This is a genomic window from Williamwhitmania taraxaci (assembly GCF_900096565.1).
Taxonomy (GTDB): Bacteria; Bacteroidota; Bacteroidia; order Bacteroidales; family Williamwhitmaniaceae; genus Williamwhitmania; species Williamwhitmania taraxaci.
Genome location: NZ_FMYP01000022.1, coordinates 15,790 through 41,287, shown reverse-complemented (window position 1 = coordinate 41,287; position 25,498 = coordinate 15,790). Strand labels below are relative to the sequence as shown.

Genomic DNA, 25,498 nt, shown 5'->3' with positions numbered 1-25,498 from the left:
TTTGTAACCCTTTAATTGAATATTATAAACATTAGAGAGGTTATTTTACTTCCGAAATCCGCTCCGGCACCAACTGCATGATTATTTCCTGCTTCTGCTTATCAAGATGGTCGAAGCTAACCTTGAAAAACTTTACCGAATAGGAATTTCGAATCTCCCGATAGGCATCTTCTAGCTCGCGCTTAACCCTTGCATACAAGTTATAAGGGGTATCGGGTTCGCTTTGAAGAATAATGATTCCGGCAGAAGTTCGTTGCTTGCCAATGGTTGGCAGTTCTATCTGGGTTTGATCGGCGGTTTCCATCAGAAACGTTTTAATCCTTTGCTTCAGCTCGTCCAGTCCAATGGACTTGCCCTGCGCTACAATCCTATCCTTTTTTACAAGTAAAAAGTAGCTATTGTTCGATCGACTCTCCATTTTTACCACGCCCGACATGGTGGTGGGATCGCTCTCCACCTCGCGGTTCATCGTAATCATGTTGGTAATAACAAGCAGTTCCAGCGATTTATAAAATTCCTGCTCAAGATCCTTTGCGGTAAAAATCTTCAGCAGCTCTTCTGCAATTATGGGGTTGGAAACATCGCCGCTTACCAGAAGCGAGTCGTAAATATGCAGCACATACTTTAGCTTTGAACGGTCAATCTCCGCAGCATTGAACTTAATGGTGTTGGTATCCTTGCAGAACACCGTCACGGGAATATACCCCAGTGCATCAATATCACTCAGTAAACCGGGATCGCCAATGTTGGGAAGATTCCCGGTTTTTATGGATTCAATCAGGCTGATGTAGCTTTTGCCCGACCGGTCGGCAAGAATTTTATGGTTGACAAAAACCGTCTCGAGGTTTACGATAGTCTTTCGAACATCGATATTGTTAACCTCATGCTGCCGATAAAAACAATCCAAAATCTTTTGCTCCAGTGCGTAGCTGGTTTGGGCTTGTGCAAAGCTAGTAAAGGAAAGGAGTAGGCCGAAAAAAAGGATGGAGAGTTTCATAGTTCTAGTTTAATACATTTAAGCCAATAAAATAGGTTAAAACGGCAAGATACTCATCCCTACAAACTCCACCGAAAATTGCCTTCAACGGTTATGTCCTCCTCGTAGAACTTGTGCGCCCGATCCATATCCTCAACCGCTACTAGGGGACAAATAAACTTCATTGCTGAACTTTTAGTTAGAAAAAGAAGATAGTTACGCTTAACTACTCCTTCAACTTAAAGTTATCGAAACTATAGATAAGTAAAACCCAAACCAATAGAAATGCCCCAGCAAATAAGAAGGTTCCCAGTAACGAGATACCCATATCGCGCCGGAATGAAATCAAAATGGTATTGACAATTATGGTGGGTAAAAAAGCAATAAGGCTCACCTTCATTCGTCGCTTAGGATCAACGGTAAGGATTGTGCCACACTGCTCGCAGGGCCATCCACGGTAATCATCGAATCTCGATAAAACCTTTAGAATGTATGTAATGGCGCTGTATTTATGTGCACAATGAGGGCAGGTTCTGGTTTGCATGGAATAGATTGGTTTAAGGAATACTTGTAAATAATGCTCAAATGTAATTTTTTATTAGCACGTTATCTACACTTTCCAGCCCAACTTATAATCGATATTGATCTGCGCGAAATTTCGAACCCTGTTTCAACGTATGGGGTGCTATCAATGGTTTGACTGGCGGTATTAAGGTTTAAGGCGCCAAGATTAAGGTTTAAGGTGCCCAGCTTAAGATTTAAGGCATCCAGATTAAGGTTTGAGGCACCAAGCTTAAGGTTTAAGGCGCCCAGCTTAAGGTTTGAGGCGTCAAGCTTAAGGTTTAAGGCACCCAGCTTAATATTTAAGGCATCCAGCTTAAGGTTTAAGGCACCCAGCTTGGAGTTTATTACGATACAGCGAGGATTACTGTGCGAATAGTACAATTTACATGCTCCTACCGAGAGCTGACTTTGGGCATAATAAAGATAGGTTGCTACTTGGCTACTGGTTCGGCATGCTCCAGCATCGTTTTGGTATATTTCGGCTTCGGCCTCTTCAGATAAACCTAATCGAACAGCGATAGCTGGTGCGTGGTGCCAGCCGATTCCAGATCGAGGAGCTTGCGCTTGGCGGGGAGTCCGCCGGTATAGCCCACCAGCTCGCCGGTGCTGCCAATAATACGATGGCAGGGGATAATGATGGCAAGCGCATTGGCACCGTTGGCCGAGGCCACCGCACGAATGGCCTTAGGGTTGTTCATGGACTTGGAAAGGCCACGATAGGTTTCGGTTGTGCCGTAGGGAACCTCAAGCAGCGCATGCCATACGCTCTTCTGGAAATCGGAACCCACTAGGAGCATCGGGAGATCGAATGTTTTGGCTATTCCGGCGAAGTAATCGGCAAGTTGCGCTTTTGTCTGAGCAATAATGGGCGTTTCACCTTGTTGGTAGGTTGCAGCCAACCCCGACGCTATACGAAAATCGATCTCGGAGCGCATCTTACGGTAGCGCCAATCGCACAGGCAAAGCGCGTTGCCAAACGATCCAAGGACCAGTTCGCCAAAGGGAGTGCTGAAGTAATCGATGCTAATGGTGTTCATGCCACACAGTTCATAATGGCAAAGATCGGAAAAGATATCCCAATTTGAAGATTTGAAAATGAGAAAAACACATCGCTGATACGAAATGGGTCGTTCTCAAATCCTATAATCTTAAATTGCTTGAACCCGTTCCTAACTCCAGCTGGTTCTTATTAAACTCCCCCGCTCCTCATCGTTTACAATTTTGAGGTGGGCGTCAATCTCCTGCTGCATCTCCTCCACATGCGAGATAACACCCACAATACGGTTTTCCTTGCGCAGCGATTTGAGGGTGTCGAAGACTGTTTCGAGCGAATCTTTATCGAGCGAGCCGAAGCCTTCATCGAGGAAGAAGAAGTTTTGGTTGGAATCGGTAATCTTTTGTATGTTATCGGCTAGGGCCAAGGCGAGCGATAGCGCCGCCTGAAAGGTTTGACCGCCCGAAAGGGTTTTCACGTTGCGCACTTTTCCGCCATTCATAAAGTCGCGCACCTGAAAGTTATTGTCGTCGGTAACCTCAAGGCTTAATTTCTGGCGCGTGAGCTTATAAAACCTACCGTTGGCGGCATGGCACAACTCCTGCAGGTAAACCGAGGAGATGTAATTCACAAACCCGCTTGCCTTAAAGAGCTGCTTAAGGGTTTTGATATCCTCACCCCTGGCATGAAGCCTATCGGCCAGCTCGCGAAGCGATTTCTGGGTGTCAAGGTCGGCCTTCAACTTTATTAGGTCGCTCTCGAGCTTGCCCTGGCTTTGATTCTTGAGCTTCAGCTCCTCCGAAACCGATGCTATCGATAGCAATACCACCTGGTGCTGCTGCGCATCGTATTTTTGATCCCCCATCTCGGTGTTGAACGCTGCCAGCTGCTTTTGGGAAAAGTCCAGCGAATGGCGGAAATCATCCACCTTCTTTTTTTCCCGCTCCACATCCATCGGTTGGGCAAGAATTTTCTCCACCGCTACAATCGAGCTATACTCGGACTGCTCCAGCTGTGCCGAGATCTTGGCGCCGACAGCTTGCTGCACGGTGCGCTCCTGCTCTAGCGTCTTCCGGTTGGCTTCGAGCCGGCCGGTAATGGTGTCGCTCTCCTTCCTAAGGGTGGTGAGGGTGCGAAGGGTGGTTTCGTATGCCGCCTCAACATCGCGGTATTGCTTAAGCAGGATGTTCTTCCTCGTCTCTATCTCGTCCGATGAGTTGGTTTCGAACTCGCTAATCTGAAATAGGGTAATTTGGCTGCTCAAGGTTGACGATTCCGTGGAATTGGCGGTAAGCTGGTGGCGAAACTCCTCCACGGCCTTACCATACTTCTCCTTGTTACGGTTTTCGTCCTCCAACCGCTGTGCAAACTTTTCCTGCTCGGCCTCTTTCTCCTTAATTTGAAGTTGAAGTTGCTCGGCCTTGCTAAATTCCGTAGTAATGGTGCGCTCGTCCCGGTAAGCCTCCCATACAAATAGGGTTTGATGCTCCGCAACCTTAGCTGCTTGCTCCTTTTGCTTACCCAGCAACCGGTCGAGAGTCTCCCGCTTTAGCTGAAGCTTGGTGGCGATTTCCGAAAGTTGCTTTTGCCCCTGCTCAATGGCTATAATCTCTTTTTCATGAACGCTCCGTTGGTTTCGGGCTTGCACTTGTGCCTCGGAAACGCTTTGGGCAGTTAAAGGTTCGGGATGCGATAGCGCTCCGCAGAGCGGGCAAGGCCTCCCCTCCTCAAGGTTGGTAGCATACTCCTGTAGCTTCGACTGAAGGGCTAAATGCTCCAGCTCCATGCTAAGCTGATTGATAAAATCTTTAATCTGAACCTTCCTGTCTTCGAGCTGGGCGACAATTTCCTTAAAATCGTTGGTCGGCAGAATACCGTCGAAGCATTTATCTTCCCAGAGAAGGGATTTTTGCTTTTCGATTGCCTCCATTTCGGTTTGAACCGCTACCAACTCTAGGTTAACCTCCTTCAGAGAAGATGTGTGCAGGTTGTTTACCGTGAACCAATCCCTCATTTTCGAGAGCAGGGCCATATCGGGTTGTTGTGCTCTCGTTTCCTTTAGCGATACCGCCAGTAAATCGTATTCTACCTTAAGCTGATTGGCCTTTTCTACCGTATCGGAGTATATTTTATCTCCTTTCGAAATGCGCTCATTTAAATGGTTGCGCACCACCCCGAGCTGATTGAGCTTGGCAATCTTACCCAACTCCTCGGCCTGCTGTTTGAGCAGCTCACGACCATCGAACTCCTTTTTGACGACTTCGTAACTGGCTTCAATATCCGTAAGCTGCTTGAGCGTAGTCGTAAGCAAGGAATTGTCGGCGGTAATACCCTGCTCGAACTGCGCAATTTTAGCAGATACCTCCTTGGCCGACTCCAAGAGTCCCATGAAATTTAGCCTACAGTAGTCGTATTCCCGAATCGACCTGTCGAGCCGGATAAAATCGGGTTCCTGCGCCTTTAGCTGTGCCAGCAATTGCTCGGTTTCCCTTAGCTTACCCACCAACTCCTTCAATTTACGGAATTTTACCTCCTCCTCCTGCTGCAAGGCCAGCTCCTTGGCCTTTTGCTCAATCTCATGCTTTATGGTTTTCAATCCTTCCTCAGCAAGGCTTACCTGTTCCGGATTCAGATCGCCCAACTGCTGGAGCTGCCCGTCTAAATTCTGCTGCTGCTGATTATTCTTCGACTCAAGCGCAACCACCTTATAGTAGAGCTCATACTTCTCGAGGTTGAAGAGCTCCTTCATCATTTGTGTGCGCTCTTTATTGCCCAGCTGGAGGAATTCCTGAAATCGATTCTGAGGAATAATAATGGTGCGCTTGAAATTCTCGTAGCTCAACCCGATTATGGTATCCAACGAGTTCACCTCAATGGGCTGCCACTGCTCATTTACGCGCTGGTAGGCCGCCCTATCGTGCGCTTTCACCACGTCGAATTGCTTGCTGTTTCTCTTGCCTGTTACGGTAGCCATATATTCGGTGTCGCCCTTGCCAGTTCTGAATCGAAACTCGATGAGCAGCTCATTCGACTTTAAATTCATCATGTTGTAGTTCCGGTCGTCGCCCGAGAGGTTCAACCGATCGGTGCGGCCATACAGGGCGTAGGTAATGGCTTCCAAAACAGTGGATTTACCGCTCCCCACCGGCCCGAAAATGCCAAATATGTTCGCCTCGGTAAGCCGAGTGAAATCGATGGATTGCTTCTCCTGGTAGGAGTATATGCCCTGAAGGGTAAGGTGGATGGGAATCATTGGTTACAAATTTACATAGGGAATTATTACACCACAGAAATTATTTTTTACCGCAGATTACTCGGATTTATACAGATTACTTCTTCTCTGTGTTAATCTATTTATATCTGTGGTGGATTCTTTTCTTATTCATTGACTCAACACAAAGTTTTTTACCGCAGATTATTCGGATTTACTCAGATTACTCCTTTTCTACCTATCAGCAATGTGTGCTACATGATTATTCTATTTATTCCTTGCTTTAGGTCGGTAACATTAAAGTTGATTAGTAACCCTAATGGTAAATCCGCTAACTTCAGATAGGTCATTAATTGAGCCCGATGTATGGGTGCCACATCGGCTACCGCCTTTAATTCGACTATGATAGAATCTTCAACCAATAAATCAACTCTATATCCTGCATCTAACACAATCTCGTTGTAAAAGACAGGTAATAATTTCTGCCGCTCAACTTTCAATCCTATTTTTAACAACTCATATTCCAAACAGACTTCATAAGTAGATTCTAATAATCCCGGACCCAAAGATGAATGAACCTTATAGGCAGCCCCAATAATGGCATAGCTGAGTTTATTAATTTCTTCCATTTAAGTAGCCATTTTAAATGATTCATACTTGTCTTTCCCTTCACAAATTACAGAATTTTTCTTTGGCTAGGCTCAACACAAACTTCTTTTTACCGAAGATTACGCCAATTATTTTTAACCACAGATTACTCGGATTTACACAGATTATTCCCTCTCTGTGCTAATCTGTGAATATCTGAGGTGGATTCTTTTCTTATCCATTGACTCAACACAAAGTTTTTTACCTCAGATTACGCGGATTTACACAGATTATTTCTTCTCTGTGTTCATCGGTGGTAGGTTCTTGTTAATCGCCCTCCTCCGACAATACTTCCTTAAACAGTTTCAGTATATTATCATTGGGGTTCTGTCCCTTTGAATGGAGGAAATACTCACTAAATAACTCCTCCATGCCCTTACTTAGGTCGATGCTATGCTTGGAGGAACCCGATAGCTCGGTGCGATTCTTAACATCGGGGATTAGCGTAACAATACCTTCGTGCGCAGCAAAAAGCCGTTTCCGTTCCTCGGCAGTAAGGTAGGTGTCGGTGGCCATGGTAAGCTCTACAAGGCTGTTCTCATTCTCTGCCAACCAAGCTAAAGCCTCCGCCATGGTTTCGGAACGCTTCCGAAGCAACCTTTTCCCCTTGATAAGCTCAATTTCGGCCATTGTAGCCGATTGGCCCGCTTGGACATCAATTATTACCACAAACTTACTCTGGTTGGCCTCGCTGAAACTGTAGGAGAGCGGGCTCCCGGAGTAAACCACGGGTGTGGAGTTGGTGTTGAACCGCTGCTTCCGATGTAGGTGGCCTAGTGCGGTATACTGAATCTGAGCAGGGATATTTTCGGTATAAATTACCTGTGCCCCACCCACGTGAAGGATTGGTTTTTCGTCATCGGGTTCCTCGGGCAACTCGTCACCCTTGCGCATCATCAGAAGATGGGAAAGAAGAATGTTTACCCCCTTGCTATCGCAGCACATATCGGCCGTTTGCTGCCAGTTTTGTTGCAAAACGGTGCGCAGTTCCTCCTCCGAATCCTCTTGACCCAAATATGTTTTGAGGCGAAACTCGTTAGCATAAGGGGTAAGCAAAATGCGGAGCGGTTCCGCTACCCCGGGAAGCGCCAAACTGATAAAGCCCTCATGGCTTTGCAAAACCTTCAGCCCCGACTCCAGCTCAAAGGTCGGAACCACCGAGTTGGGATATCCGGCAAAGATAATTCCGCACTCGCGAGCCAGCGGGTCGGGCGCCTCAATGCGATCGGGCGAATCATGATTACCTGCAATGGCAATCACTGCGCGACGACCATTGCTGGAGAGCCGCTTTAGTGTCTTGTAAAACAGCTCCGTCGATTCGGTTGGGGGATTGTAGGTGTCGAACAGATCGCCCGCCACAATAACCGCATTTACCTGCTCCCGGTCGGCAATTTCACAGATCTCCTGCAACACCTCCTGCTGCTCGGCGTGGCGAGAGAAGCTATTTAAATGTTTACCGAGGTGCCAATCGGAGGTATGGAGAAGTTTCATGGGCGTTGTATTTAATAACCTGGATGGAAGTCAGAAAACCTATGTTGGAAGACAGAAAAAGGGAGAAAAAGCGGTCGTTTCACCTCTAAATCTCCCCTCTGCTTATGAAAGAATCAAGCGAATTGCAAAATCAGAATAAAACCAAAAGTTGCTACTCACATTCATTATCATCGGGGGAGAATTACTCCTTTAGCACCATATCGATGCACATTACCGAGGCAAGGATAAGCAGCCGCATAGGGTGGTTTTGCGGTACGCGCTCATCAATTTGCAGCATGTAGTTGTCGGCGGTGGTAAAGAGTTCCTTTCCAAACCCGGCCCACTTCTTGCTTACATGAGCAAACTCAACATTATCCTTAGCAAAGGAGAAATCCCAGCTGGTCCACTTTCCACGAAGCGTGCAAACGGTATTTCCGTTCATGTCGAATAGGTCGAACTTGCCACCAATGGAAAAAAGCTTCTGCTTAAAGGTTCCCACCAGGTTATCGTTCTCGTCGAGAACCTCCACTGTGGAGAGAAAAATGGCTATGCCCCGCCTAACGGTAAGCACCTTTTCGCCAGCGAGGGTTCTGATCTCGACACTAAAGGGTGTTGAACGCTTCAGATCGGTGAAGCGGAGCAACTTGGTAAAGAAACCCAAATTATCCTCGCGGCAGGTCATGATCATCTGCTTGCTGTTGGGATCAAATATGTCGAAGTTGTTGGCAGCCTTAAACATGCCCACATGCTCCTTAACAAAGAAGAGGTTTTGATTTACAATTGAGTTCATAAAAGATTACTTTATTGTGATTCTTCACTAGTTGATTGATGCAATGATCTCGTACAACCGAATCAAAGCTAACAATAATATTCTGCCCTAGAAGTTTTGCACGCAAATATCTAAATTCACAATCGTGAATTAATTAAGACGAAGCGATATATTCCGTTGTTACTCCCACTAAGCTAATGAATTATACCTAATTAATCAATGAGTTTCCAAGTAGTTGCATTGGTAGCCCGAATTAAATCTTTGGGGCTAATCACCAATTGCATTCCCCTTACTCCCGCACTCACATACACCTCCGGGTAACTAAGAACCGAATCGTGAACATAGGTAGGGAAATTTTTCTTCATTCCTAGAGGCGAGCAGCCGCCGCGAATGTAGCCAGTAAGGGGCATAAGTTCCTTTACCTGAATCATGGACACTTTTTTATCGCCGATGGCTTGCGCGGCGGCTTTTAGGTTGAGCTCATCTCCGCCGGGAATTATAAATACTGCAATTCCCTTCTTCTCGCCTCGAGCAACGAGTGTTTTGAAGATGATATCGGGACTCTGTCCAATGATATCGGCCACATGAGTAGCACTTAAATCAGCTTCATCCACTTGGTATTCGGCTATACTGTAGTGAATCCCCATCTGATCGAGAATGCGTGCCGCGTTGGTTTTCTTTGCTGCCATGGATTAAAGTATTTAGTCGGAAGTGCTCCCTGCTTGGTTTGCTATTACCGAAAGAAATAATTGTTCATACTTTTCGGCTACAATATCCCATTGGTAATGATTCTGTATTACTGCTATATTCTCCTCTATTCTTCCGTTAAGCGTGCTAACATATTCGTCGATATGGTTGAATACCCCTACGAGATCCAAAACGGTTTCGAAATAAGCAGCTCCATCTCCGAGCACTTCACGATTATAGACATTGTTTCGCGCAACAATTCGGCAGCCACAAGCCATGGCTTCAAGCAGAGCGGGATTTGTTCCTCCTACTTGATGACCATGAAGATAAAGCAAACTCTCTTTTCGTAGTTGGTTAAGTGTGACTTTGTCGTATATTCCACCCATAAAGATCGCTCGTGACGAAGCATATTCATTTTGGAGTTTTTGTCCAAAACGATTAGTAAAGTTCCCTACTAAGATTAGTGGCCGCATACAAGATGAAAGCTTAAAAGCATCAAGTATTTCGGCTAAGCTATTATCAGGTTCGGGTCGGGAAACTACCAATAGATAGCCCTTGGTATTGGAGAATGGTGGCATTGACGACGTGTTTGCTTGAATATCGACACCATAGGATATAAGAGAAGATGCACATCCATACGTTTTCAAGTAGTAGCGTTCTATTTGTGGATGATCGGTTACAAGTATATGCGAATATTTTACAGCCAAACGCTCAGACAATTGAAGAAACTTGCGTGCCACAAACCCCCACTTTGGTCGTTGCCACTCCATCCCGTCCATGTTGGTTACTATGCGCTGGCGTAACTCTTTCCTGAAAAAAAGGAGCATGGGGCTAAATCCATATCCACATTCCAGAATAACATCAAATTCCTGCTTGCTCGCCCTTACTAATGAACGGTAGTCGTATAGAAGCGTTTGAACTGCACCGGGTAGCCATCTAGGAATGCTAATCTCAAGCAGATGAACTCCATTTACCTGTTTCGATACAGCCTTTTTAAACACGGGGGCGAATACCCAAACATCGTGCCCCTTGATTACGAGCCGTCGCGAAAGTTGCTCGGCTAGCTCCTCAAAACCACCGTATTGGTTTGGTATCCCTCTAGTACCTAATATCCCTATTTTCACCGTATATAATACTGATTAGCGTAAAATCAACTACCTTTACATGAAAATCTACCACAGGTCATACTGTAACAACTGTCCAAACAGACCAATTGTATTGACTTTAATCATTGCCAATACAACCGTGTGCAACAATAAACTGCATCCGTTGTTAACTTTTTCTCGGTCGAAAGTAGGCATAATGCAGTGGAAAGTTGTTATCTATTGGTAGATCGTTACAATACAAATAGCTGCCAAACAAAGGCAGGATAAAATTCAACATAATATTTCAAATCATGACAAAAAACAAATCAGAAAAAAAGACGCAGCCCGATTTTAGCAAGAAAATGCTTATACACGCCATTCTCGATATTTTTACCGCTAATCCGACAAAAGTTTACAACTACAAACAGCTTGCAAAAATACTAGAGGTAAAAGATGACGGCCCTCGCCGCATGATAGTAGAGGTGTGCTATGAGTTGACCGATGCCGGTAACTTAGAGCAAGGCGATCCAGGACTATTTCGCCTCAAACAAGCCAGTGGTGGAATAGAAGGCGTGGTGGATATGACCGCCAGCGGTTCAGCATTTATTGTTCCCACAGACAATAGCGGCGATATATTTGTCTCGTTCCAGAATCTTTACCATGCCCTCAATGGCGATCGGGTTAGAGTAAACGTATTTAAGAAGAACCGAGGCAGTAAGGCCGAAGGCGAAGTGGTAGAGATTATTGAGCGCGCTCGCCGCAACTTTGTCGGGATTGTTGAAATAAGCAAGGACTTTGGCTTTCTTGTTGCCGGCAGCAAGGATATGCCCTACGATATTTTTCTTCCGGCGGGAACACTCAAAGACGCAAAGAATGGGGATAAAGCGATTGCTCGTATCGTGGAGTGGCCTCAGTATGCCAAGAACCCCATTGGCGAAATTGTGGAGGTGCTGGGTGCTCCCGGCAATAACGAGGTGGAGATGCATGCCATCCTTGCTGAGTTTGACTTGCCCTACTATTTTCCCGAAGACGTAAGCCGCGTAGCTGAAAAAATAAGCGAAAAAATTCCTGAAGAGGAGTACCGCAACCGTCGCGATTTCCGCAAGATTAAAACATTTACCATCGACCCTGCCGATGCCAAGGACTTTGATGATGCCCTTTCGTATCGCCGCCTCGACAATGGAAACATTGAAGTCGGGGTGCACATTGCCGACGTAACCCATTACGTGACACCCGGATCGGTTATCGACAACGAAGCTGTGGAGAGAGCAACCTCCGTGTACTTAGTAGACAGGACTGTTCCGATGCTTCCAGAGCGACTCTCAAACCTTATTTGTTCGCTTCGCCCCAACGAGGAGAAACTTTGCTTCTCGGCAGTTTTCGAATTGGACTCTAATGCCCGACTCGTGAATGAGTGGTTCGGCCGAACCATCACAAACTCACAACGTCGATTTAGCTATGAGGAGGCGCAGGCTGTTATTGAGACCGGCGAGGGAGATATGAAAGAGGAGATTCTGGAGCTTAATCGTTTGGCCCGTATTCTTCGGAAGGAGAGGTTTAAGAATGGTGCCATAGGGTTTGAGCGCGATGAGGTGAAATTTGAGCTCGACGACAATGGTGTTCCACTTCGCGTTTACTACAAAGAACACAAGGAAAGCAACCAACTCATTGAAGAGTTTATGCTAATGGCCAACAAGCGAGTGGCCGAATTCATTGGCAAGGATAAGAAAAAACACCTTACCTTCGTTTATCGAGTGCACGAACTGCCCAACCCCGATAAGTTTGACACATTTAGGAAGTTTATCTCCCGTTTTGGATATAGCGTTTCGCCGTCGATAAAGGGTTCCGATGTTTCGTCGTCCATTAACCACCTGCTCGACGAGGTAAAGGGAAAACCAGAAGCGAATCTTATAGAAACGTTGGCCATCCGATCCATGGCAAAAGCCCGCTACTCCACCGATAATCTTGGTCACTACGGGTTGGCATTCCCATTCTATACCCATTTTACTTCGCCCATCCGTAGGTATCCTGATATGATGGTGCACCGCTTACTTGCGCACTACTTAGCCGAAGGGAAAAGCAAGAACAAGGATGAGTATGAGGAACTGTGCATTCACTCTTCCGAAATGGAGAAACGAGCAGCCGATGCCGAGCGTGCCTCCATCAAGTATAAGCAAGTTGAGTTCATGACCGATAAGGTGGGCAAAGCCTTTGATGCCGTTATTACAGGCGTAGCCGATTTTGGAATATTTACCGAAATTGTCGAGAACAAGTGCGAAGGGCTAGTAAGTATGCGCGAACTCGACGACGATTACTACTTCTTTGATGAGGAGAGCTACAGCATAGTAGGAAAATCGAAGGGTAAGATTTACCGCTTAGGTGATCCAATTAAGATCGTTGTTCTGCAAGCCAATATGCCCAAACGCCAGCTCGATTATGGATTGTTTCATGAGGAGGGCGAAGAGCGAATAACCCTTCCAGCCTCTGCAAGGAATCAAGCCGGTTCGCGTGGCTCGTCCGGACCAAAGCCAACATCGGGGAATCGCTCCTTTGGAGGTGGATCACGACGCGGTGAAAGCCGAGGTAAGGGTGACGGAAGCAAAAAAGATGGTGAAAGTAGACGCGGCGGAAGTGGCGGCGGCGGTCGCTCCAAGAGTTCCGGAACCACCAAGATTTCTACCATTGGAGCACGAAAGAGTGATTCAAAAAGCGATTCGAAGGGTAGTTCGAAGGATAAAGGGAAAAGGAGAAGATAAACTCCGCTCACAATAAACAAACAACCCCAAAGCATTTCAACATCTTTGGGGTTGTTTATTAAGGCAATATATCAAAGGAAATCTAATCGCTAACGAACAGAAAAGCCAAGAGTCTTGATCCAAAACAAAAATATTTCATGATTGGGCAGAAACCATCACACTATTCGCTTAATTAGTCGATATTTATAACAAATTTAATATTCTATTATGCCTGCACTTCGTAAAATTGCCTTAACGTTACTCTTATTACTATCGTTTTTTTATGTAAACGCTCAGTCTGCTGAAGATTTCCGTCGGCAAAAAGACACGTTAAATAATCGAAGTATAATTACAAGTTCGCTCTATAATATAGATGCTGATAATGCATATACGCTTATAAATCAATCTCCCTATTTTGGACTTTTTCACGATAACTACTTTGTTGCGGGGATTCCTACAAATAAGGTAATTACTAGAAATAGTGTCGATGCAAAATTTCAAATAAGTATTCAGCAACGCTTCATAAAAGGGATATTACCCTACAACATGTTCCTCTCTGGAACCTACACGCAAAAATCGTTTTGGTCTATCGGCAAGGAATCGACACCATTTAAGGACAACAACTTTAATCCAGGAATTAGCCTAAGTTCATTTCTTATTGTAGATAGTAAATTAAAGGGATTTGCAGTATTCTCCATTGAACATGAGTCGAATGGTAGAGATTCAATTCAATCGCGCAGCTGGAACTACGCAGCTCTTTCCTATAACCATTTCTTTAATATATGGTTTAGCGGCCAAATAAAGCTATGGAGAGGATGGATTAACGAGAAAAACAATCACGACCTACTGAAATATAAGGGTTACGGATTAATGGCATTAAACTACCAGAGCAAATCAGACCGATTATGGGTTTCGTTAATTCTTAATCCAACCAATAGTTTTAATAATCTTAATACAATTGTGGAGATAAACTACAAGCCAGGGACGAATATTAACCAGTATTTATTCCTACAATATTTCAGTGGCTATGGGGAGAATATGTTGGATTACACCAACTATACATCAATGGTGAGAGTTGGTATTTGCATAAAACCGTCTCTTAAGAACTTTTACTAAGCACTTAAATGTCATTCATACAGTGAGTTGTAATCACCAACCCGCCTGCATTGGTGATTCAAAACGCTATTCAAAACTAAGCACAAAGAGATAAGTGGAGAAAACGTCGTTGATAGAAAATACAAAAGGCCCAACTGGTAGTTGGGCTTTTTTTGCTCTATGTCATTAGATAAAAGTGTTGCTATTTAATATGATAGGAAGGAATCAAGAGTTACGTTTTTATTAATATTGTAAAAATATTTTATTTATGTAAATTGCACAGATAATTACCATATATCTATTCGATGCTTATGTATTGGTTCCTTAAATTTTTTCCAACCGTATGTTTATTATTGGCATTTTGCTATTCACACAGTCAAACAACTACCAATTTAGAAGAGCAAAAAGAAACCCTGAACAAGGGAAGTATTATTAAAGGCTCATTCTATAAGATTAAGAAGAGCGAAGCATTTGCGGCAGTAAATCAGTCCTCTCATTTTGGACTTTTTCACGACAACTATTTCGTCTCAGGGATTCCTACAAATAAAAAAATTAGTAGAAATACTATTGATGCAAAGTTTCAAGTAAGTATTCAGCAACGTATTATAAAAGGGAATTTACCATTAAACTCATTCTTGTTTTTAACCTACACACAAAAAGCGTTTTGGTCTATCGGAAAGGAATCGAAACCATTTACCGACAACAACTTTAATCCAGGAGTAAGCATGAGTTCGCTTCTTTTATTGGATAGTAAGTTAAGAGGGATTTTTGTTTTCTCTATCGAGCACGAATCCAATGGTAGAGACTCCATTCAGTCGCGCAGCTGGAACTATACTGCTCTTTCCTATACCCACTTTTACAACATTTGGTTTAGCAGCCAAGTAAAGATGTGGGGCGGATGGATTGACGAGAAAAACAATCACGACCTACTCACCTATAAGGGTTATGGATTAGTGGCGTTTAACTACCAGAGTAAATCGGATAGGTTGTGGGTATCGCTTATTCTCAACCCAACCAATAGGTTGAATAACTGTAACACAACGGTTGAGGTGAACTTCAAGACTGGCCCGAATGTAAACCAATTTCTCTTCCTGCAATACTATAGCGGCTTTGGAGAAAACATGCTAGATTACTCCAACTATACATCAATGGTAAGAGTTGGCATTTGCATAAAACCTTCGATTAAGAACTTTTACTAAGCACAAAACAATAGGGCTGGTATTGCTTACCAGCCCTATATTGTTATCAATGTTTTGTAATTCAAATAAGTGTCTACATTTCCAGGTATTCCTCTAGCTCATTTTGAAAAAAGCAACCATCTCTTTTAGAGTTTCAGCATGAGCGGTAACAGCATCGGCGTTTGCAGCCAGTTGTTCTGATGCAGCAGCATTTTCCTGCACGGTTCCGTTCATTTCGTTTATGGCGGTATTTATGTGGTTAATGCTTGAGCTTTGCTCAATACTTGCGGCCGCAATTTCCTGAACCGCATTTTGGTTGTTCTCAATGAGCGGTATGGCATCGATTACCGACAACACTGTTTTTTGCGATAAAGCCACGCCGCTGGCTGCTACCTTGGCTATTTCGTCGGCAGCCTTACGACTTTTTTCTGCTAGGTTCCTAACCTCTTTGGCTACAACACCAAAGCTGGCACCATATTGACCTGCACGGGCAGCTTCAACAGCTGCGTTTAGAGCCAAAAGGTTGGTTTGTTGTGCAATTTCGTTTACTATGGCAATCTTCTGCTCTACCAAATGAATATTTTCCACAGCATCTTTGGAAGTAATGTGGATTTGCTTCATGGCCTCCGCACATTTTTCTGCAGTTGTGTCGGCCCTGTTGGCGTTGGAGTTATTTTGGGTTGCGCTCGAAGCAATTTCTTCCATTGACGATGATAGCTCCTCAACCGAAGACGCCTGATAGTTGGCGCTGGTGGACAAACTTTGCGACGAATCCTTGAGCTGTTGGCTTGAGGAGAAAAGGTTTTGAGAGCAATCTTGAACACCCATTACCACATTTCTCAGGTTTAGGCGCATGTGCTCCAGCGAATTGGCAAGCATTCCGAGTTCATCGGTGCGGGCAAGTAGAGCATCCTTGGGTTTAACAGCTAAATCGCCCTTGGATAGCGTATTGGTGATTTCTGCTAAGTTGATAATACTGCCAGATAGCTTTTTGCTGAATAGGAATGCAATAAAAATACCAATTATAAGGCATACACCAATAAATGCTGCTATTCGAACAATGGTTTTGCTGAAAACGCTGTCGGAGTTGGCCGCCAGCTGCGCTTGTGTTGCCGACAGTTCGCCAAACAGAGTTTCGCCAACGGAGCCAAGTGTATTGTTGGAGTTTTCTTCTTCGGCATTTAATAGTATATCTAGCTGCTCGCGGTTATTGGCAAGAAGCTTCACAAGGCTGTCGTTTTTTATGTGCTGTGAAAGGTATCCTAAACTTGTGCTTAGCTGGCTTTGAACTTTATTTGATGAAGCAACAGATTTATCGACCTTTAGACTTTTCACATGCTGAGCAGTGGTTGCATCTACGGCGATATTTCGCGCAGCAATAATACTAGTTATCTTATCGTAGTTTTTCTGCATAGTTTCAACGGCAACACGTTTGCCGGAGGCTCCAAGTATGTAAATTGATAGCTCGTTACCGTATGAGTAAATATTTGCGCCCAACTTTGATATGGCGGCTGTATCTGCATCTATTTCTACAGCAACTACTTTAACCGTGTCTAAGAGCGAAAACACATCGAAAAGAGTCATTTGCGAACGCTCTATCTCTTCACTGTTGAAAGTGTAAGAAAAGGAGTAAAGATCGATGCGGCTTTGAAGCAATTTTTTCTCAATCTGACTTACGAGGTTGTTTGCCTGATTGATTTTGCGAATCCGTTGAAATTCAGTAACACTATAAAGCGTGGCCACAACGTTCACTAGAAACAACAGAAGAAATGAGAAGGTGAGCAGCTTCGCTCTAATAGACAGTTCTGGAAGTTTCATTGTATATTTTGTTTAGTTGAGTTTATAAGAGATAGGGAAAGGGGTTATGCTCTATAGGGATAAGCGGCTAGCAACTGCATCAATACCTCGTTTGAAATCCTTAGAAAGGCGCTCTGTTGGAATTACTAAGCGAACTCCGGAATAGAAACACCGTTCTAAAAAAGTTGGGTTATATATTGACGATATCGCTACGAAATTAATTCGGGGAAACAAGATTTCTTCAAGTTGACGAATTGACGCCAACGTTTTACTGTATGTTTCTGTTGTTAGATTTACAACAACAATATGAGGGGATGTGTTCGAATCAGTATCGAGAAGGGCTAAGTTGTCGTATACACCACAAAGAGATACACGTGGTTCACCGTTTATTAAGGTGTTTATCTCTTTTCTAAAGCTGTCGCTTTTGCTTACTATCGCTATTCTAAAAGGTTGGTTTTTGAAAGATTGCTGGCTTTTTTTAACTTTTGTTGAAGTTGGCTCACCATTGCTACTAAATACTCTTTTATGGGTATTTTCCTCTGCTGTAGCCACATTGCAGTTCGAATAATACTCAGCGTTTTCCATTTCTTAAAGCATCTAATTTACCGACTACAAAGAAATGAAGTAGGTTTATGATGCACAATAAGAAAGGAATGAGGTTGGCTGTTCTGGGAGTGAAGGGTGTTTTTATGGAAATGAGTGAATATATTGCTAATCAAACTATCTCTCCAACCACTCCTTAAATTCGGCCACTCTTTCGCGGCTTACTATGGCTTCTTCGTCGCCAAGGGCGTTGGCTTTTACCTTTAATCGACTTCCTGAATAAACTACCACTTCGGTAATTTCCGATTTTGCCACTAGGCTCCTGCGTGAGATTCGAAAAAACTTTTCGGGATCGAGTAGCTGCTCCAGCTGATCGAGAGAGTAGTCGAGCGCGTAGTTGCGGCCGGCCTTATTTACTAAGAATGTATCTTTTGATGCGCTGTAGAAGAATGTAACCTCCGAAACATCAATGGGGCGAAGGTGATCGCCCACTTTAATGAGGAACCGCGATTTATGGCTTGCCGTCATCATCTTCATGGCCTGTGCAAGTGTGGCGGCTGAAATTCCGGTGCTCGCTTCCGACTTTTGGCTATTGGTATGCTTCTTAATTGCAGCACACAGTTCCTCTGGATCAATAGGTTTCAGCAAGTAATCAATGCTGTTATGCTTGAATGCCCGTATGGCATACTCGTTAAATGCGGTGGTAAAAATAATGGGTGCCTTGATGTGTCCTGCTTCAAATATTTCAAAGCTTAGCCCGTCTCCCAGATGAATGTCGGCAAAAATGAGTTCCGGTTCAGGGTTATTGGTAAACCAAGCAATGGCCAACTCCACGCTTGGCAGCGTGGCCACAATTTCGATGTTGGGTGCGCATTTTTTGAGCAGCTGTTGCATTCGCTGCGCGGCTAACTTCTCATCCTCAAGAATTACAACTCTCATAACCAATGTTTTTGTTAGCGATTTGGTTCAAGCAATGGAATTCTTACAACAAAGTGTAACCCATTTTCAGGCCCATACGATACTGGCTTAGAGGTAAGGAATTCATACCTCGATTTAATGTTGCTTAACCCAATTCCGGTTTCATCGCCAAGGCTTCGTCTTGGCTTTAGGGTGTTTGAAATAACCAAATACCCATTCACTTCCTCGATACTTATCAACAGCGGACTCTCTTCGGTTATGGTGTTATGCTTAATCGCATTTTCCAGTAGCATTTGCATGCTCATTGGGGGTAGCATCCAGTTTAGGTGCTCCACGTTTATGGATACCATTAAGTTTTCGCCGTAGCGATGCTGCTGCATGAACACGTATGATTTTACTAGGTCAATCTCTTCCTGAAGCAAAACCATTTCGTTGTCGCGCTGCTCAAGTACATAACGGTAAACATCCGAAAGTTTCTTGATGAACTTCACCGCCTCTTTGGGATTTTGCTCCACCAACGAGGTGAGCGTATTTAAACTATTGAAGAGGAAGTGCGGATTAACCTGATTCTTGAGCATTTGGTGGTGAAACCGCTCGCTTTCAGCCTTATACTTCTCCTCCCGAACAACAGCCTCTCTCCACGATTGAAAAAAGGCCTTACTATAGAAGATCGAGGTGATAAAAAGACTTATCAAAAAAGTAATTAGTCCGGTGAAAACCAGCTGATACATTAGCTGTTTCCCTTCCATGCCAAGCGAATATTTAAAGAAGATGTAATCGCAGAGATTTATCCAGACAAAAGTATAAAGCGCTGAAATAATGATATCCCAGATAAATGTTTTTTTGGGTTGGTCGCGCCAGCCATATTTCTTGGATACAAAGTAGCCGAGCACTTCATTTCCTTTCCACACACCTCCTCCAATAAACATTCCATAAAGGCTGCCCTGTATAAAATTTCCAAAATACTTTATGATTTGAAAGTCCATAAAAATAGCAGAGATGAAGCCGCCAATGGCTGCGCAAATCAGCAAATCGTAAATATGGCGTAGTATTTTATGTACTCGAGTTTTGTTGCTCATGGCGGTCATATTATTATCTACTCAAATATAAAGGATAATAGGAGAACGAGACGTTTTTGTGGCAATAATCATTGGAGTGCAAAGCAATCTCTCCCTTTGATAAAGAAGAGATTGCCTCCATATCAATCTATTGCTTCTCCTCACAGGCTTTTAGCATCCCTATAGTTTTATTCTTACCCCAAGCTGGAGCAAAACTATTTGTTGCTGTACCTTGTGCGTTGAACAATGCTAAGGCTTTCTCAAAATTTGGTTTTGCTTTATCGGCACCGCCACCAAACATGGCAGGAGTGTAAAAAATATTCTGTCCTTTAATATAGTATGCGCGTGGGTTGGATGGATTCATCACAATAGCTTTTTCAATAGATTCGTTGGCCATGCCAGAATATTTCATGCCCCGGGTAAAGCTAACGCTGATGCGGGCTTGGTAGAGCATTGCCTGTATGGTATAAACTTCCGAGTTCTTAGAATTGATTGCCAGCGCTGCATTCAAATCCTCCTCAGCAGCGTCGAGAATCCCATCTACCTTATCCTTATCTTGCTCCATAAAAGCAGCGATTATTCGGCAGTAGGCAGAGTAGTAGTAGGGTTCCCATCTGGTTTTTTCGGCAAGGGCAATACGCTGGAATGATGCAGCAGTATTGAGGTAGTCCTGTTGGTTTTTTACGCTATCCAACTTTGTAAGAGATGCTTCCATGCCCTTTGCAAATCGTTCGTTTTGAGCATTTACAGTTAGGCCAAGGCCTAGAAAAAGAGCGGTTGTTAAAAGTAGATTTTTCATTTTCTTAGTAGTTAAGTTATTAATAATTAGTAGCTATTTGGTTTTTTTGAGATCAATAAAACATCCAATCACAAAGAAGCGTTTAGAATCGGGGGCTACCGCAATTCGGTCGTAAGTTCCTTGGTTGTTTGGGGAATTATAGTAGCGGTAGGTATACACTTGGTTGGCTCCAAGAACGTTGCTTACCGAAGCGTATATTACCGTAAATCGTTTGAAAATGTTGGTGAGGTAGGTTGCGCTCAAGCTCAGGTCGAAGTAAGCTGGCGCAGTTCCATCCATAAATTTTGTTGAGTTTGGATTGTTGTATGGCCTGCCAGTATGGTAGCTGGCGGTCATGCCCAATTGAGTTCTTATTTTTGGCACATAGTACTTCGAGTTTAGGGTAATGTTGTGCTTCGAAAGAAAGCTGGGCGTTACCTTCTCGGGATAATCTTTGTAGAGTCGCTTGCTCTCGATGTAGGAGTAAGACACCCAGTAGTCAAGGTTCTTAACGGTTTGCTGATCGCGTAGGAAAAGGTCGATACCTTGAGCGTCTCCGCTGCCTCCATTATTGTAGAGTGCAGTATTGGTAAAGTCAGAACCGTAACGAACCATGTTGTCATAATTCTTCTGATAGCCTTCGATACGGAAGGTTCGGTTGTTTTTGATAATCTGATAACCTGCAATTAGGTGCGTTGCGTTCTCAAAGTTCAGGGTGTTGTTAAAGCGGAGATACTGATCTTCGGGCCGCTGGTAGAACTTACCTGCCGAAAGAGAAATTTGGCTCCACTCGTTCAGCTGCCAAGCCATTGAGAGCCTTGGAGCCGTATTCCACTTAGCCTCGGTTTCCCAATACTCGGCTCTTTGGCCCAATCGGAAAGCCAAATTCTTAAAGGCAATCCACTCCATCTCTACAAAGGAGGCATACTGCATTGCGGTATTTGTGCCGTGAAACGATTGTGCTGTGATGCTGTTGTTGTAGTCTTGATTATAGCTGCTTCCAAACAGTTCAGCCCCAGCCGATATTCCAAGTTTATTGGTAATCCGCTTCTTAATCAGTACTTTCCCGTTTAGTCCACGAATGTTCTCCTTTACTTTTTCGCTACCTGGCTCTATGTTTGTGATATTTGAGGAGAGCGAAATACCTGGTTTTAAAATCCATCCATTCCCTAAATCGTGGGTATAGGCTGCATTTACATATATGTCCTGATCGTTTAGCTTAACCTTTGTGCTGGTTCCAACACCTTCCATGTTGGGATAATCCAGCTTTAGGCTTGAGGTCGAAACCGACGATAGCACCTTCAGAAGACCTTTATCGCCTACATTTCTGCGCACAACCACCGTTCCACCAATGGCTTCAGGAGCTTTTTCGTAGCTGCGCTTATGGTTCATAATTTTAAAGTAGGGGGCAAGGTTGGTATAATCAAGCGCTACGCTTACCGAGCCGTTCTTGAAGAGTTCGGTGTGCGATGCACCAACCCCAACGGTCATTATGGAAATTCCTGTTTGCTGAAAGTTTGTGCTACCGCTTGTTTCGAGAATTAAGGCGGAAGAAAGGGCTCCACCATATTCAGCAGAGTAGCCACCCGTGCTGAAAAGGGTTCCGGAGAAGAGCCAAGGGCTGAATCGTCCGCGTGACGGAAGGTCGGGGGTTGATGAGTTGTAAGGTTTCTTAACCTCCAACCCATCAATAAAGGTTTTCGTTTCGTAGCCATCGCCACCGCGGACAAACAGGCGACCATCCTCCCCAACCTGATTTACGCCAGGCAGAGTTTTAATGCCTCCGTAAAGATCGCCCGATGCGCCAGCGGTAGTCATTATGTCGAGCGGTTTAAGGGATACCCCCTTCTTCTTATCGCTAGCCTGAAACGCACCGGCTGTAATGGTAATATCATCAAGGGTATTACCCGTTTCCTCGAGTTGAAAAGAGATGCTCTTCTGCCCCGTTACAATTTTCTTGATTTGGGTCACGTATCCAATATAGCTAACCTCGAGCATCAGTGAATCCGAGGCATCGGTCTGAAAAGAGAAAAAGCCCGTTGTATCGGTAGAAGCACCATCGTACGTGCCGTTAACAATCACGTTAGCACCAATAAGCGGTAGTCCTGCCTTATCGGTAACCTTACCGCTGATTGTAATTTGGGCAGTTGCTGCTAGTTGAGCAAGTATGAGCAGTGTGAGTAGCATTATGTTCCTCATGGCCTTATTTTTTTAAGCATTGAGTTGGATTATATTTTATTCCAACCTTGCTATGTTATTTTCTAAGGCAAAGATGCGGCACAGCGCAACCGAAAAAAAAGAAAGAACGACGAGCTGTAAAATTTGGCGGATGAGCTGTGTCTAGTCAGCGTTTTGCACTACAGATACGCTGATTCCAATATATTTGTCGCATGCACAAAAATTAAATATTTGAGCATCTAATTAGTTATAGTATGCATGCAGAGTTGGGGTTCGTTGCTGAAAGAATTGAATCTTCAAAAATAAATCATGGGGCAGCAGTGGTCTCATGTACATTTAACATGCATGATTTCAGCATTCAAGCGACTATTTGATATTAAGACTAATTTTATTTAGTCTCTTATTACCACGATTTATTGTACGATATTCTAATTTGTGATACATTTGGATATAGTCGTTTCGTTTTTTCACCCAATACTTTAGGTCGTTTTTATGGTAGACGAATCAGAAAAGAATAAAAAGGAATCTAGACGAGAGTTTCTTAAAAACGCCGGATTGTTTGGGCTTGGCAGTATTGCCGTGGGTGGATCGCTGTTGGCCGCACTCAAGTTTGAGGAAAAAAAAGAGGGACAGCATGTTAAGTTGCTCACTGCCGATGGAAAGTTGGTAGAGGTGGATTCGTTGAAAATTCGCGACCCACGCAAAGAGCTGTTCGAGGATCAACAGGGTCGTGGTCGTGAGGGAATTCCCGGAAAGAGTTGGGTGATGGTTTTGGACTTGTCGAAATGTCGAAACGCAAGGAATTGTGTGAGATCTTGTCAAACAGCACACCATTTGCGTCCGGAGCAGTATCACCTAAATACGCTTCAGATGCAAGATACGGAAAGCACAAAACCGTATCATATGCCAAAGCAGTGTCAGCACTGCGATAACCCTCCCTGTGTTTCGGTGTGCCCGGTAAATGCAACCTTCAAGCGAAACGACGGAATAGTGCTCATTGACAACGAGCGGTGCATCGGCTGCCGGTTTTGTATTGCGGCTTGCCCGTACTCTGCCCGCAGCTTCAACTGGTTTGAACCAAAGGATGCCGATAAGGATGTGGACTTGGTTTACGATATCGAACTCAACGTTCCACAAAAGAAGGGAACCATTACCAAGTGTCTTTTCAGTGCTGATAAATTGCGAAAGGGTGAACTTCCTTACTGTGTTACTGCATGCCCCAACGGTGTTTACTATTTTGGCGACTTCAATGAGGATGCGGTTACAAATGGAACCACAAAGCAAACCGTTCGGTTGAGCCAGCTGCTGAGCGATAATGGTGCTTACCAGCTAATGCCCGAGTTGGGAACAAAACCGAGGATTTACTACTTGCCTCCAAAGAACAGGCTCTTTCCCTTTGTTAAACCCGACGATAACCACGAGGAAAAACATTCATAGGCTATGGCAGAACATTCAGAAAACTCCAATACCATACCCGAGAAGTTGGGCAACGATCTCTTTCGATCGGTAAACTTTTCCTTGAAGTTCAACCTTTGGATGGGTTTCTTAACCGTCATGCTCATGGTTTGCCTTTATGCTTACTACACCCAGCTGGTTACCGGTTTGGGCGTTGCCGGTATTCGCGACTATGTTTCGTGGGGTATGTATATTTCCAACTTCGTGTTTTTTGTGGCCTGCAGCTTAGTGGGAATGCTGGTGAGCGCAGTGGTTGGTTTTTCGGGGCATAAATGGGTAACGCCAATTTCGCGGATTGCTGAGATGATTGCAGTAGGATTTGCTGCTGTGGCCGGTTTGGTAATTGTTTCGGATATGGGTCGTCCCGATAGGCTTCCCTATGTTTTTCTACATGGAAGAATCCAATCACCAATTCTATGGGATGTTACTGTGGTAACCTTTTACTTCATGATAAGCTTACTACTACTCTATATTACACTAATTCCCGATCTTGCTTACGGAAAACGCTTCCTGACTGGAAGACCAAAACTACTCCAGAAAGCATACGAATTGCTATCGCTAGGATGGGGTGGAACGGCACAGGAGATTAAGCTGCTGAAGCGTGCAACCCGCGCAATGCTAATCCTTATCATTCCGGTAGCCTTATCGATTCACACTGTCACGTCATGGCTTTTTGCGGTTACGCCCCGAGCCGGTTGGGACTCCACCATCTTTGGGCCCTACTTTGTTACAGGAGCCTTTGTTTCGGGCTTGGGCTGCTTAATAATTGCGATGTATTTCTTTCGAAAAAATTACAAGTTGGAAGAGTATATCACCAATATGCACTTTGATAAGGTAGCTAAGTTACTTGTGTTGGTATCGCTGGTTTACCTATACTTTAACGTGAATGAGTTTCTGGTTCCCGGCTATAAAATGAAGAAATTTGATTCCCACCATCTTCATGAATTGTTTGTAGGCCGATATGCCATCATGTTTTGGGCATGCCAAATTGGTGGACTAATATTGCCCATTTTACTCTTACTCCTTAAGCCGTTTCGGAAACCGCTACCCATGCTTTTTATAGGAATTGCCGTTGTGATTGCGTCGTGGTTTAAGCGCTATATAATTGTTGTTCCAGGTCAAGAAGGTCCTTACCTTCCCATTCAACATGTACCCGAGAACTTTCACTTCTATACACCTACAATCACTGAAACGTTAATCTCTATTGCTCCTCTTATAATGGTAATCATGATTGTGACGATACTCGCAAAACTGTTTCCGGTAATTCCTGTGTGGGAAACCGCCGTGCATGAGGGATTCGTCCAAGAACCAGAAGAGGTGGAATCAACCGTTAAAGAGAAAGAGTAGTGATAATTAGAA

Annotated in this window: 21 protein-coding genes; 5 read left to right on the top strand and 16 right to left on the bottom strand. The window is 44.2% G+C overall.

Going from position 1 to position 25,498, the window contains the following annotated elements; all coding sequences use genetic code 11:
* Positions 1–40 precede the first annotated feature (40 nt).
* The 10 genes from BLS65_RS07565 to BLS65_RS07520 form a co-directional block, all read right to left on the bottom strand.
* Positions 41–997 (bottom strand): hypothetical protein, encoded by a 957-nt coding sequence (locus BLS65_RS07565; protein ID WP_092437565.1) that lies wholly within the window; start codon positions 995–997, stop codon positions 41–43.
* Positions 998–1,202: 205 nt separating this feature from the next.
* A complete protein-coding gene (locus BLS65_RS07560) occupies positions 1,203–1,520 on the bottom strand; it encodes a hypothetical protein (protein WP_092437563.1) in 318 nt (105 codons plus the stop codon).
* A gap of 62 nt (positions 1,521–1,582) precedes the next feature.
* Complete coding sequence (locus BLS65_RS07555; protein ID WP_092437561.1) at positions 1,583–1,921, bottom strand: hypothetical protein; 339 nt, start codon at positions 1,919–1,921, stop codon at positions 1,583–1,585.
* A gap of 122 nt (positions 1,922–2,043) precedes the next feature.
* Positions 2,044–2,577 carry a methylated-DNA--[protein]-cysteine S-methyltransferase gene (locus tag BLS65_RS07550; RefSeq protein WP_092437559.1) on the bottom strand — a complete coding sequence of 178 codons (534 nt, stop codon included), beginning with the start codon at positions 2,575–2,577 and terminating at the stop codon, positions 2,044–2,046.
* Positions 2,578–2,709: 132 nt separating this feature from the next.
* Positions 2,710–5,787, bottom strand: coding sequence for an AAA family ATPase (locus BLS65_RS07545; protein ID WP_092437557.1), 3,078 nt, complete (start codon positions 5,785–5,787; stop codon positions 2,710–2,712).
* Between the two features lie 212 nt (positions 5,788–5,999).
* Positions 6,000–6,374 carry a GxxExxY protein gene (locus BLS65_RS07540; protein WP_092437555.1) on the bottom strand — a complete coding sequence of 125 codons (375 nt, stop codon included), beginning with the start codon at positions 6,372–6,374 and terminating at the stop codon, positions 6,000–6,002.
* Positions 6,375–6,660: 286 nt separating this feature from the next.
* Positions 6,661–7,884 carry a metallophosphoesterase family protein gene (locus BLS65_RS07535; protein ID WP_092437553.1) on the bottom strand — a complete coding sequence of 408 codons (1,224 nt, stop codon included), beginning with the start codon at positions 7,882–7,884 and terminating at the stop codon, positions 6,661–6,663.
* A gap of 181 nt (positions 7,885–8,065) precedes the next feature.
* Positions 8,066–8,653 carry an LURP-one-related family protein gene (locus BLS65_RS07530; RefSeq protein WP_092437551.1) on the bottom strand — a complete coding sequence of 196 codons (588 nt, stop codon included), beginning with the start codon at positions 8,651–8,653 and terminating at the stop codon, positions 8,066–8,068.
* 191 nt (positions 8,654–8,844) lie between these two features.
* Positions 8,845–9,321 (bottom strand): Cys-tRNA(Pro) deacylase, encoded by a 477-nt coding sequence (gene ybaK, locus BLS65_RS07525; protein WP_092437549.1) that lies wholly within the window; start codon positions 9,319–9,321, stop codon positions 8,845–8,847.
* Positions 9,322–9,333: 12 nt separating this feature from the next.
* Entirely contained in the window at positions 9,334–10,443 is a 1,110-nt protein-coding gene (locus BLS65_RS07520; RefSeq protein ID WP_092437547.1) for a DUF1972 domain-containing protein, read from the bottom strand.
* 272 nt (positions 10,444–10,715) lie between these two features.
* Between BLS65_RS07520 and rnr the strand changes: the two genes are divergently transcribed.
* The 3 genes from rnr (at position 10,716) to BLS65_RS07505 (ending at position 15,433) form a co-directional block, all read left to right on the top strand.
* On the top strand, positions 10,716–13,160 hold the full coding sequence (rnr, locus tag BLS65_RS07515) for a ribonuclease R (RefSeq protein WP_092437545.1): 2,445 nt from the start codon (positions 10,716–10,718) through the stop codon (positions 13,158–13,160).
* A 207-nt stretch (positions 13,161–13,367) separates the two neighbouring features.
* Positions 13,368–14,255 carry a phospholipase A gene (locus BLS65_RS07510; RefSeq protein ID WP_092437543.1) on the top strand — a complete coding sequence of 296 codons (888 nt, stop codon included), beginning with the start codon at positions 13,368–13,370 and terminating at the stop codon, positions 14,253–14,255.
* 332 nt (positions 14,256–14,587) lie between these two features.
* Complete coding sequence (locus BLS65_RS07505; RefSeq protein WP_170830035.1) at positions 14,588–15,433, top strand: phospholipase A; 846 nt, start codon at positions 14,588–14,590, stop codon at positions 15,431–15,433.
* Positions 15,434–15,526: 93 nt separating this feature from the next.
* Here BLS65_RS07505 and BLS65_RS07500 read toward each other — a convergent pair whose 3' ends face one another.
* The 6 genes from BLS65_RS07500 to BLS65_RS07475 form a co-directional block, all read right to left on the bottom strand.
* Complete coding sequence (locus BLS65_RS07500) at positions 15,527–17,230, bottom strand: methyl-accepting chemotaxis protein (protein ID WP_092437539.1); 1,704 nt, start codon at positions 17,228–17,230, stop codon at positions 15,527–15,529.
* Positions 17,231–17,281: 51 nt separating this feature from the next.
* Entirely contained in the window at positions 17,282–17,794 is a 513-nt protein-coding gene (locus tag BLS65_RS07495) for a response regulator transcription factor (RefSeq protein WP_092437537.1), read from the bottom strand.
* 135 nt (positions 17,795–17,929) lie between these two features.
* Positions 17,930–18,691 carry a LytR/AlgR family response regulator transcription factor gene (locus tag BLS65_RS07490; protein ID WP_092437536.1) on the bottom strand — a complete coding sequence of 254 codons (762 nt, stop codon included), beginning with the start codon at positions 18,689–18,691 and terminating at the stop codon, positions 17,930–17,932.
* A gap of 14 nt (positions 18,692–18,705) precedes the next feature.
* Positions 18,706–19,749, bottom strand: coding sequence for a sensor histidine kinase (locus tag BLS65_RS07485; protein ID WP_170830034.1), 1,044 nt, complete (start codon positions 19,747–19,749; stop codon positions 18,706–18,708).
* A 127-nt stretch (positions 19,750–19,876) separates the two neighbouring features.
* Positions 19,877–20,527: a hypothetical protein gene (locus BLS65_RS07480; protein ID WP_092437532.1), complete on the bottom strand. Its 651-nt coding sequence runs from the start codon at positions 20,525–20,527 to the stop codon at positions 19,877–19,879.
* 33 nt (positions 20,528–20,560) lie between these two features.
* The gene (locus BLS65_RS07475; protein WP_092437530.1) at positions 20,561–22,705 is read right to left on the bottom strand and encodes a TonB-dependent receptor; all 2,145 of its coding nucleotides are present in this window, start codon (positions 22,703–22,705) and stop codon (positions 20,561–20,563) included.
* A gap of 471 nt (positions 22,706–23,176) precedes the next feature.
* Between BLS65_RS07475 and BLS65_RS07470 the strand changes: the two genes are divergently transcribed.
* Together BLS65_RS07470 and nrfD are read left to right on the top strand one after the other, a co-directional pair.
* A complete protein-coding gene (locus BLS65_RS07470) occupies positions 23,177–24,121 on the top strand; it encodes a 4Fe-4S dicluster domain-containing protein (RefSeq protein WP_092437528.1) in 945 nt (314 codons plus the stop codon).
* A 3-nt stretch (positions 24,122–24,124) separates the two neighbouring features.
* Positions 24,125–25,486: an NrfD/PsrC family molybdoenzyme membrane anchor subunit gene (gene nrfD, locus BLS65_RS07465; protein WP_092437526.1), complete on the top strand. Its 1,362-nt coding sequence runs from the start codon at positions 24,125–24,127 to the stop codon at positions 25,484–25,486.
* The last annotated feature ends 12 nt before the right edge of the window (positions 25,487–25,498 follow it).

What these genes read in the sequence shown, in the direction of transcription:
- BLS65_RS07510 (WP_092437543.1), top strand. Translation starts at nt 13,368, where the DNA reads ATGCCTGCACTTCGTAAAATTGCCTTAACGTTACTCTTATTACTATCG.
- BLS65_RS07490 (WP_092437536.1), bottom strand. Translation starts at nt 18,691, where the DNA reads ATGAGAGTTGTAATTCTTGAGGATGAGAAGTTAGCCGCGCAGCGAATG.
- BLS65_RS07485 (WP_170830034.1), bottom strand. Translation starts at nt 19,749, where the DNA reads ATGAGCAACAAAACTCGAGTACATAAAATACTACGCCATATTTACGAT.
- BLS65_RS07545 (WP_092437557.1), bottom strand. Translation starts at nt 5,787, where the DNA reads ATGATTCCCATCCACCTTACCCTTCAGGGCATATACTCCTACCAGGAG.
- BLS65_RS07550 (WP_092437559.1), bottom strand. Translation starts at nt 2,577, where the DNA reads ATGAACACCATTAGCATCGATTACTTCAGCACTCCCTTTGGCGAACTG.
- BLS65_RS07560 (WP_092437563.1), bottom strand. Translation starts at nt 1,520, where the DNA reads ATGCAAACCAGAACCTGCCCTCATTGTGCACATAAATACAGCGCCATT.
- BLS65_RS07475 (WP_092437530.1), bottom strand. Translation starts at nt 22,705, where the DNA reads ATGAGGAACATAATGCTACTCACACTGCTCATACTTGCTCAACTAGCA.
- BLS65_RS07535 (WP_092437553.1), bottom strand. Translation starts at nt 7,884, where the DNA reads ATGAAACTTCTCCATACCTCCGATTGGCACCTCGGTAAACATTTAAAT.
- ybaK (WP_092437549.1), bottom strand. Translation starts at nt 9,321, where the DNA reads ATGGCAGCAAAGAAAACCAACGCGGCACGCATTCTCGATCAGATGGGG.
- BLS65_RS07500 (WP_092437539.1), bottom strand. Translation starts at nt 17,230, where the DNA reads ATGAAACTTCCAGAACTGTCTATTAGAGCGAAGCTGCTCACCTTCTCA.
- BLS65_RS07565 (WP_092437565.1), bottom strand. Translation starts at nt 997, where the DNA reads ATGAAACTCTCCATCCTTTTTTTCGGCCTACTCCTTTCCTTTACTAGC.
- BLS65_RS07480 (WP_092437532.1), bottom strand. Translation starts at nt 20,527, where the DNA reads ATGAAAAATCTACTTTTAACAACCGCTCTTTTTCTAGGCCTTGGCCTA.
- BLS65_RS07540 (WP_092437555.1), bottom strand. Translation starts at nt 6,374, where the DNA reads ATGGAAGAAATTAATAAACTCAGCTATGCCATTATTGGGGCTGCCTAT.
- nrfD (WP_092437526.1), top strand. Translation starts at nt 24,125, where the DNA reads ATGGCAGAACATTCAGAAAACTCCAATACCATACCCGAGAAGTTGGGC.
- BLS65_RS07495 (WP_092437537.1), bottom strand. Translation starts at nt 17,794, where the DNA reads ATGGAAAACGCTGAGTATTATTCGAACTGCAATGTGGCTACAGCAGAG.
- rnr (WP_092437545.1), top strand. Translation starts at nt 10,716, where the DNA reads ATGACAAAAAACAAATCAGAAAAAAAGACGCAGCCCGATTTTAGCAAG.
- BLS65_RS07470 (WP_092437528.1), top strand. Translation starts at nt 23,177, where the DNA reads ATGGTAGACGAATCAGAAAAGAATAAAAAGGAATCTAGACGAGAGTTT.
- BLS65_RS07530 (WP_092437551.1), bottom strand. Translation starts at nt 8,653, where the DNA reads ATGAACTCAATTGTAAATCAAAACCTCTTCTTTGTTAAGGAGCATGTG.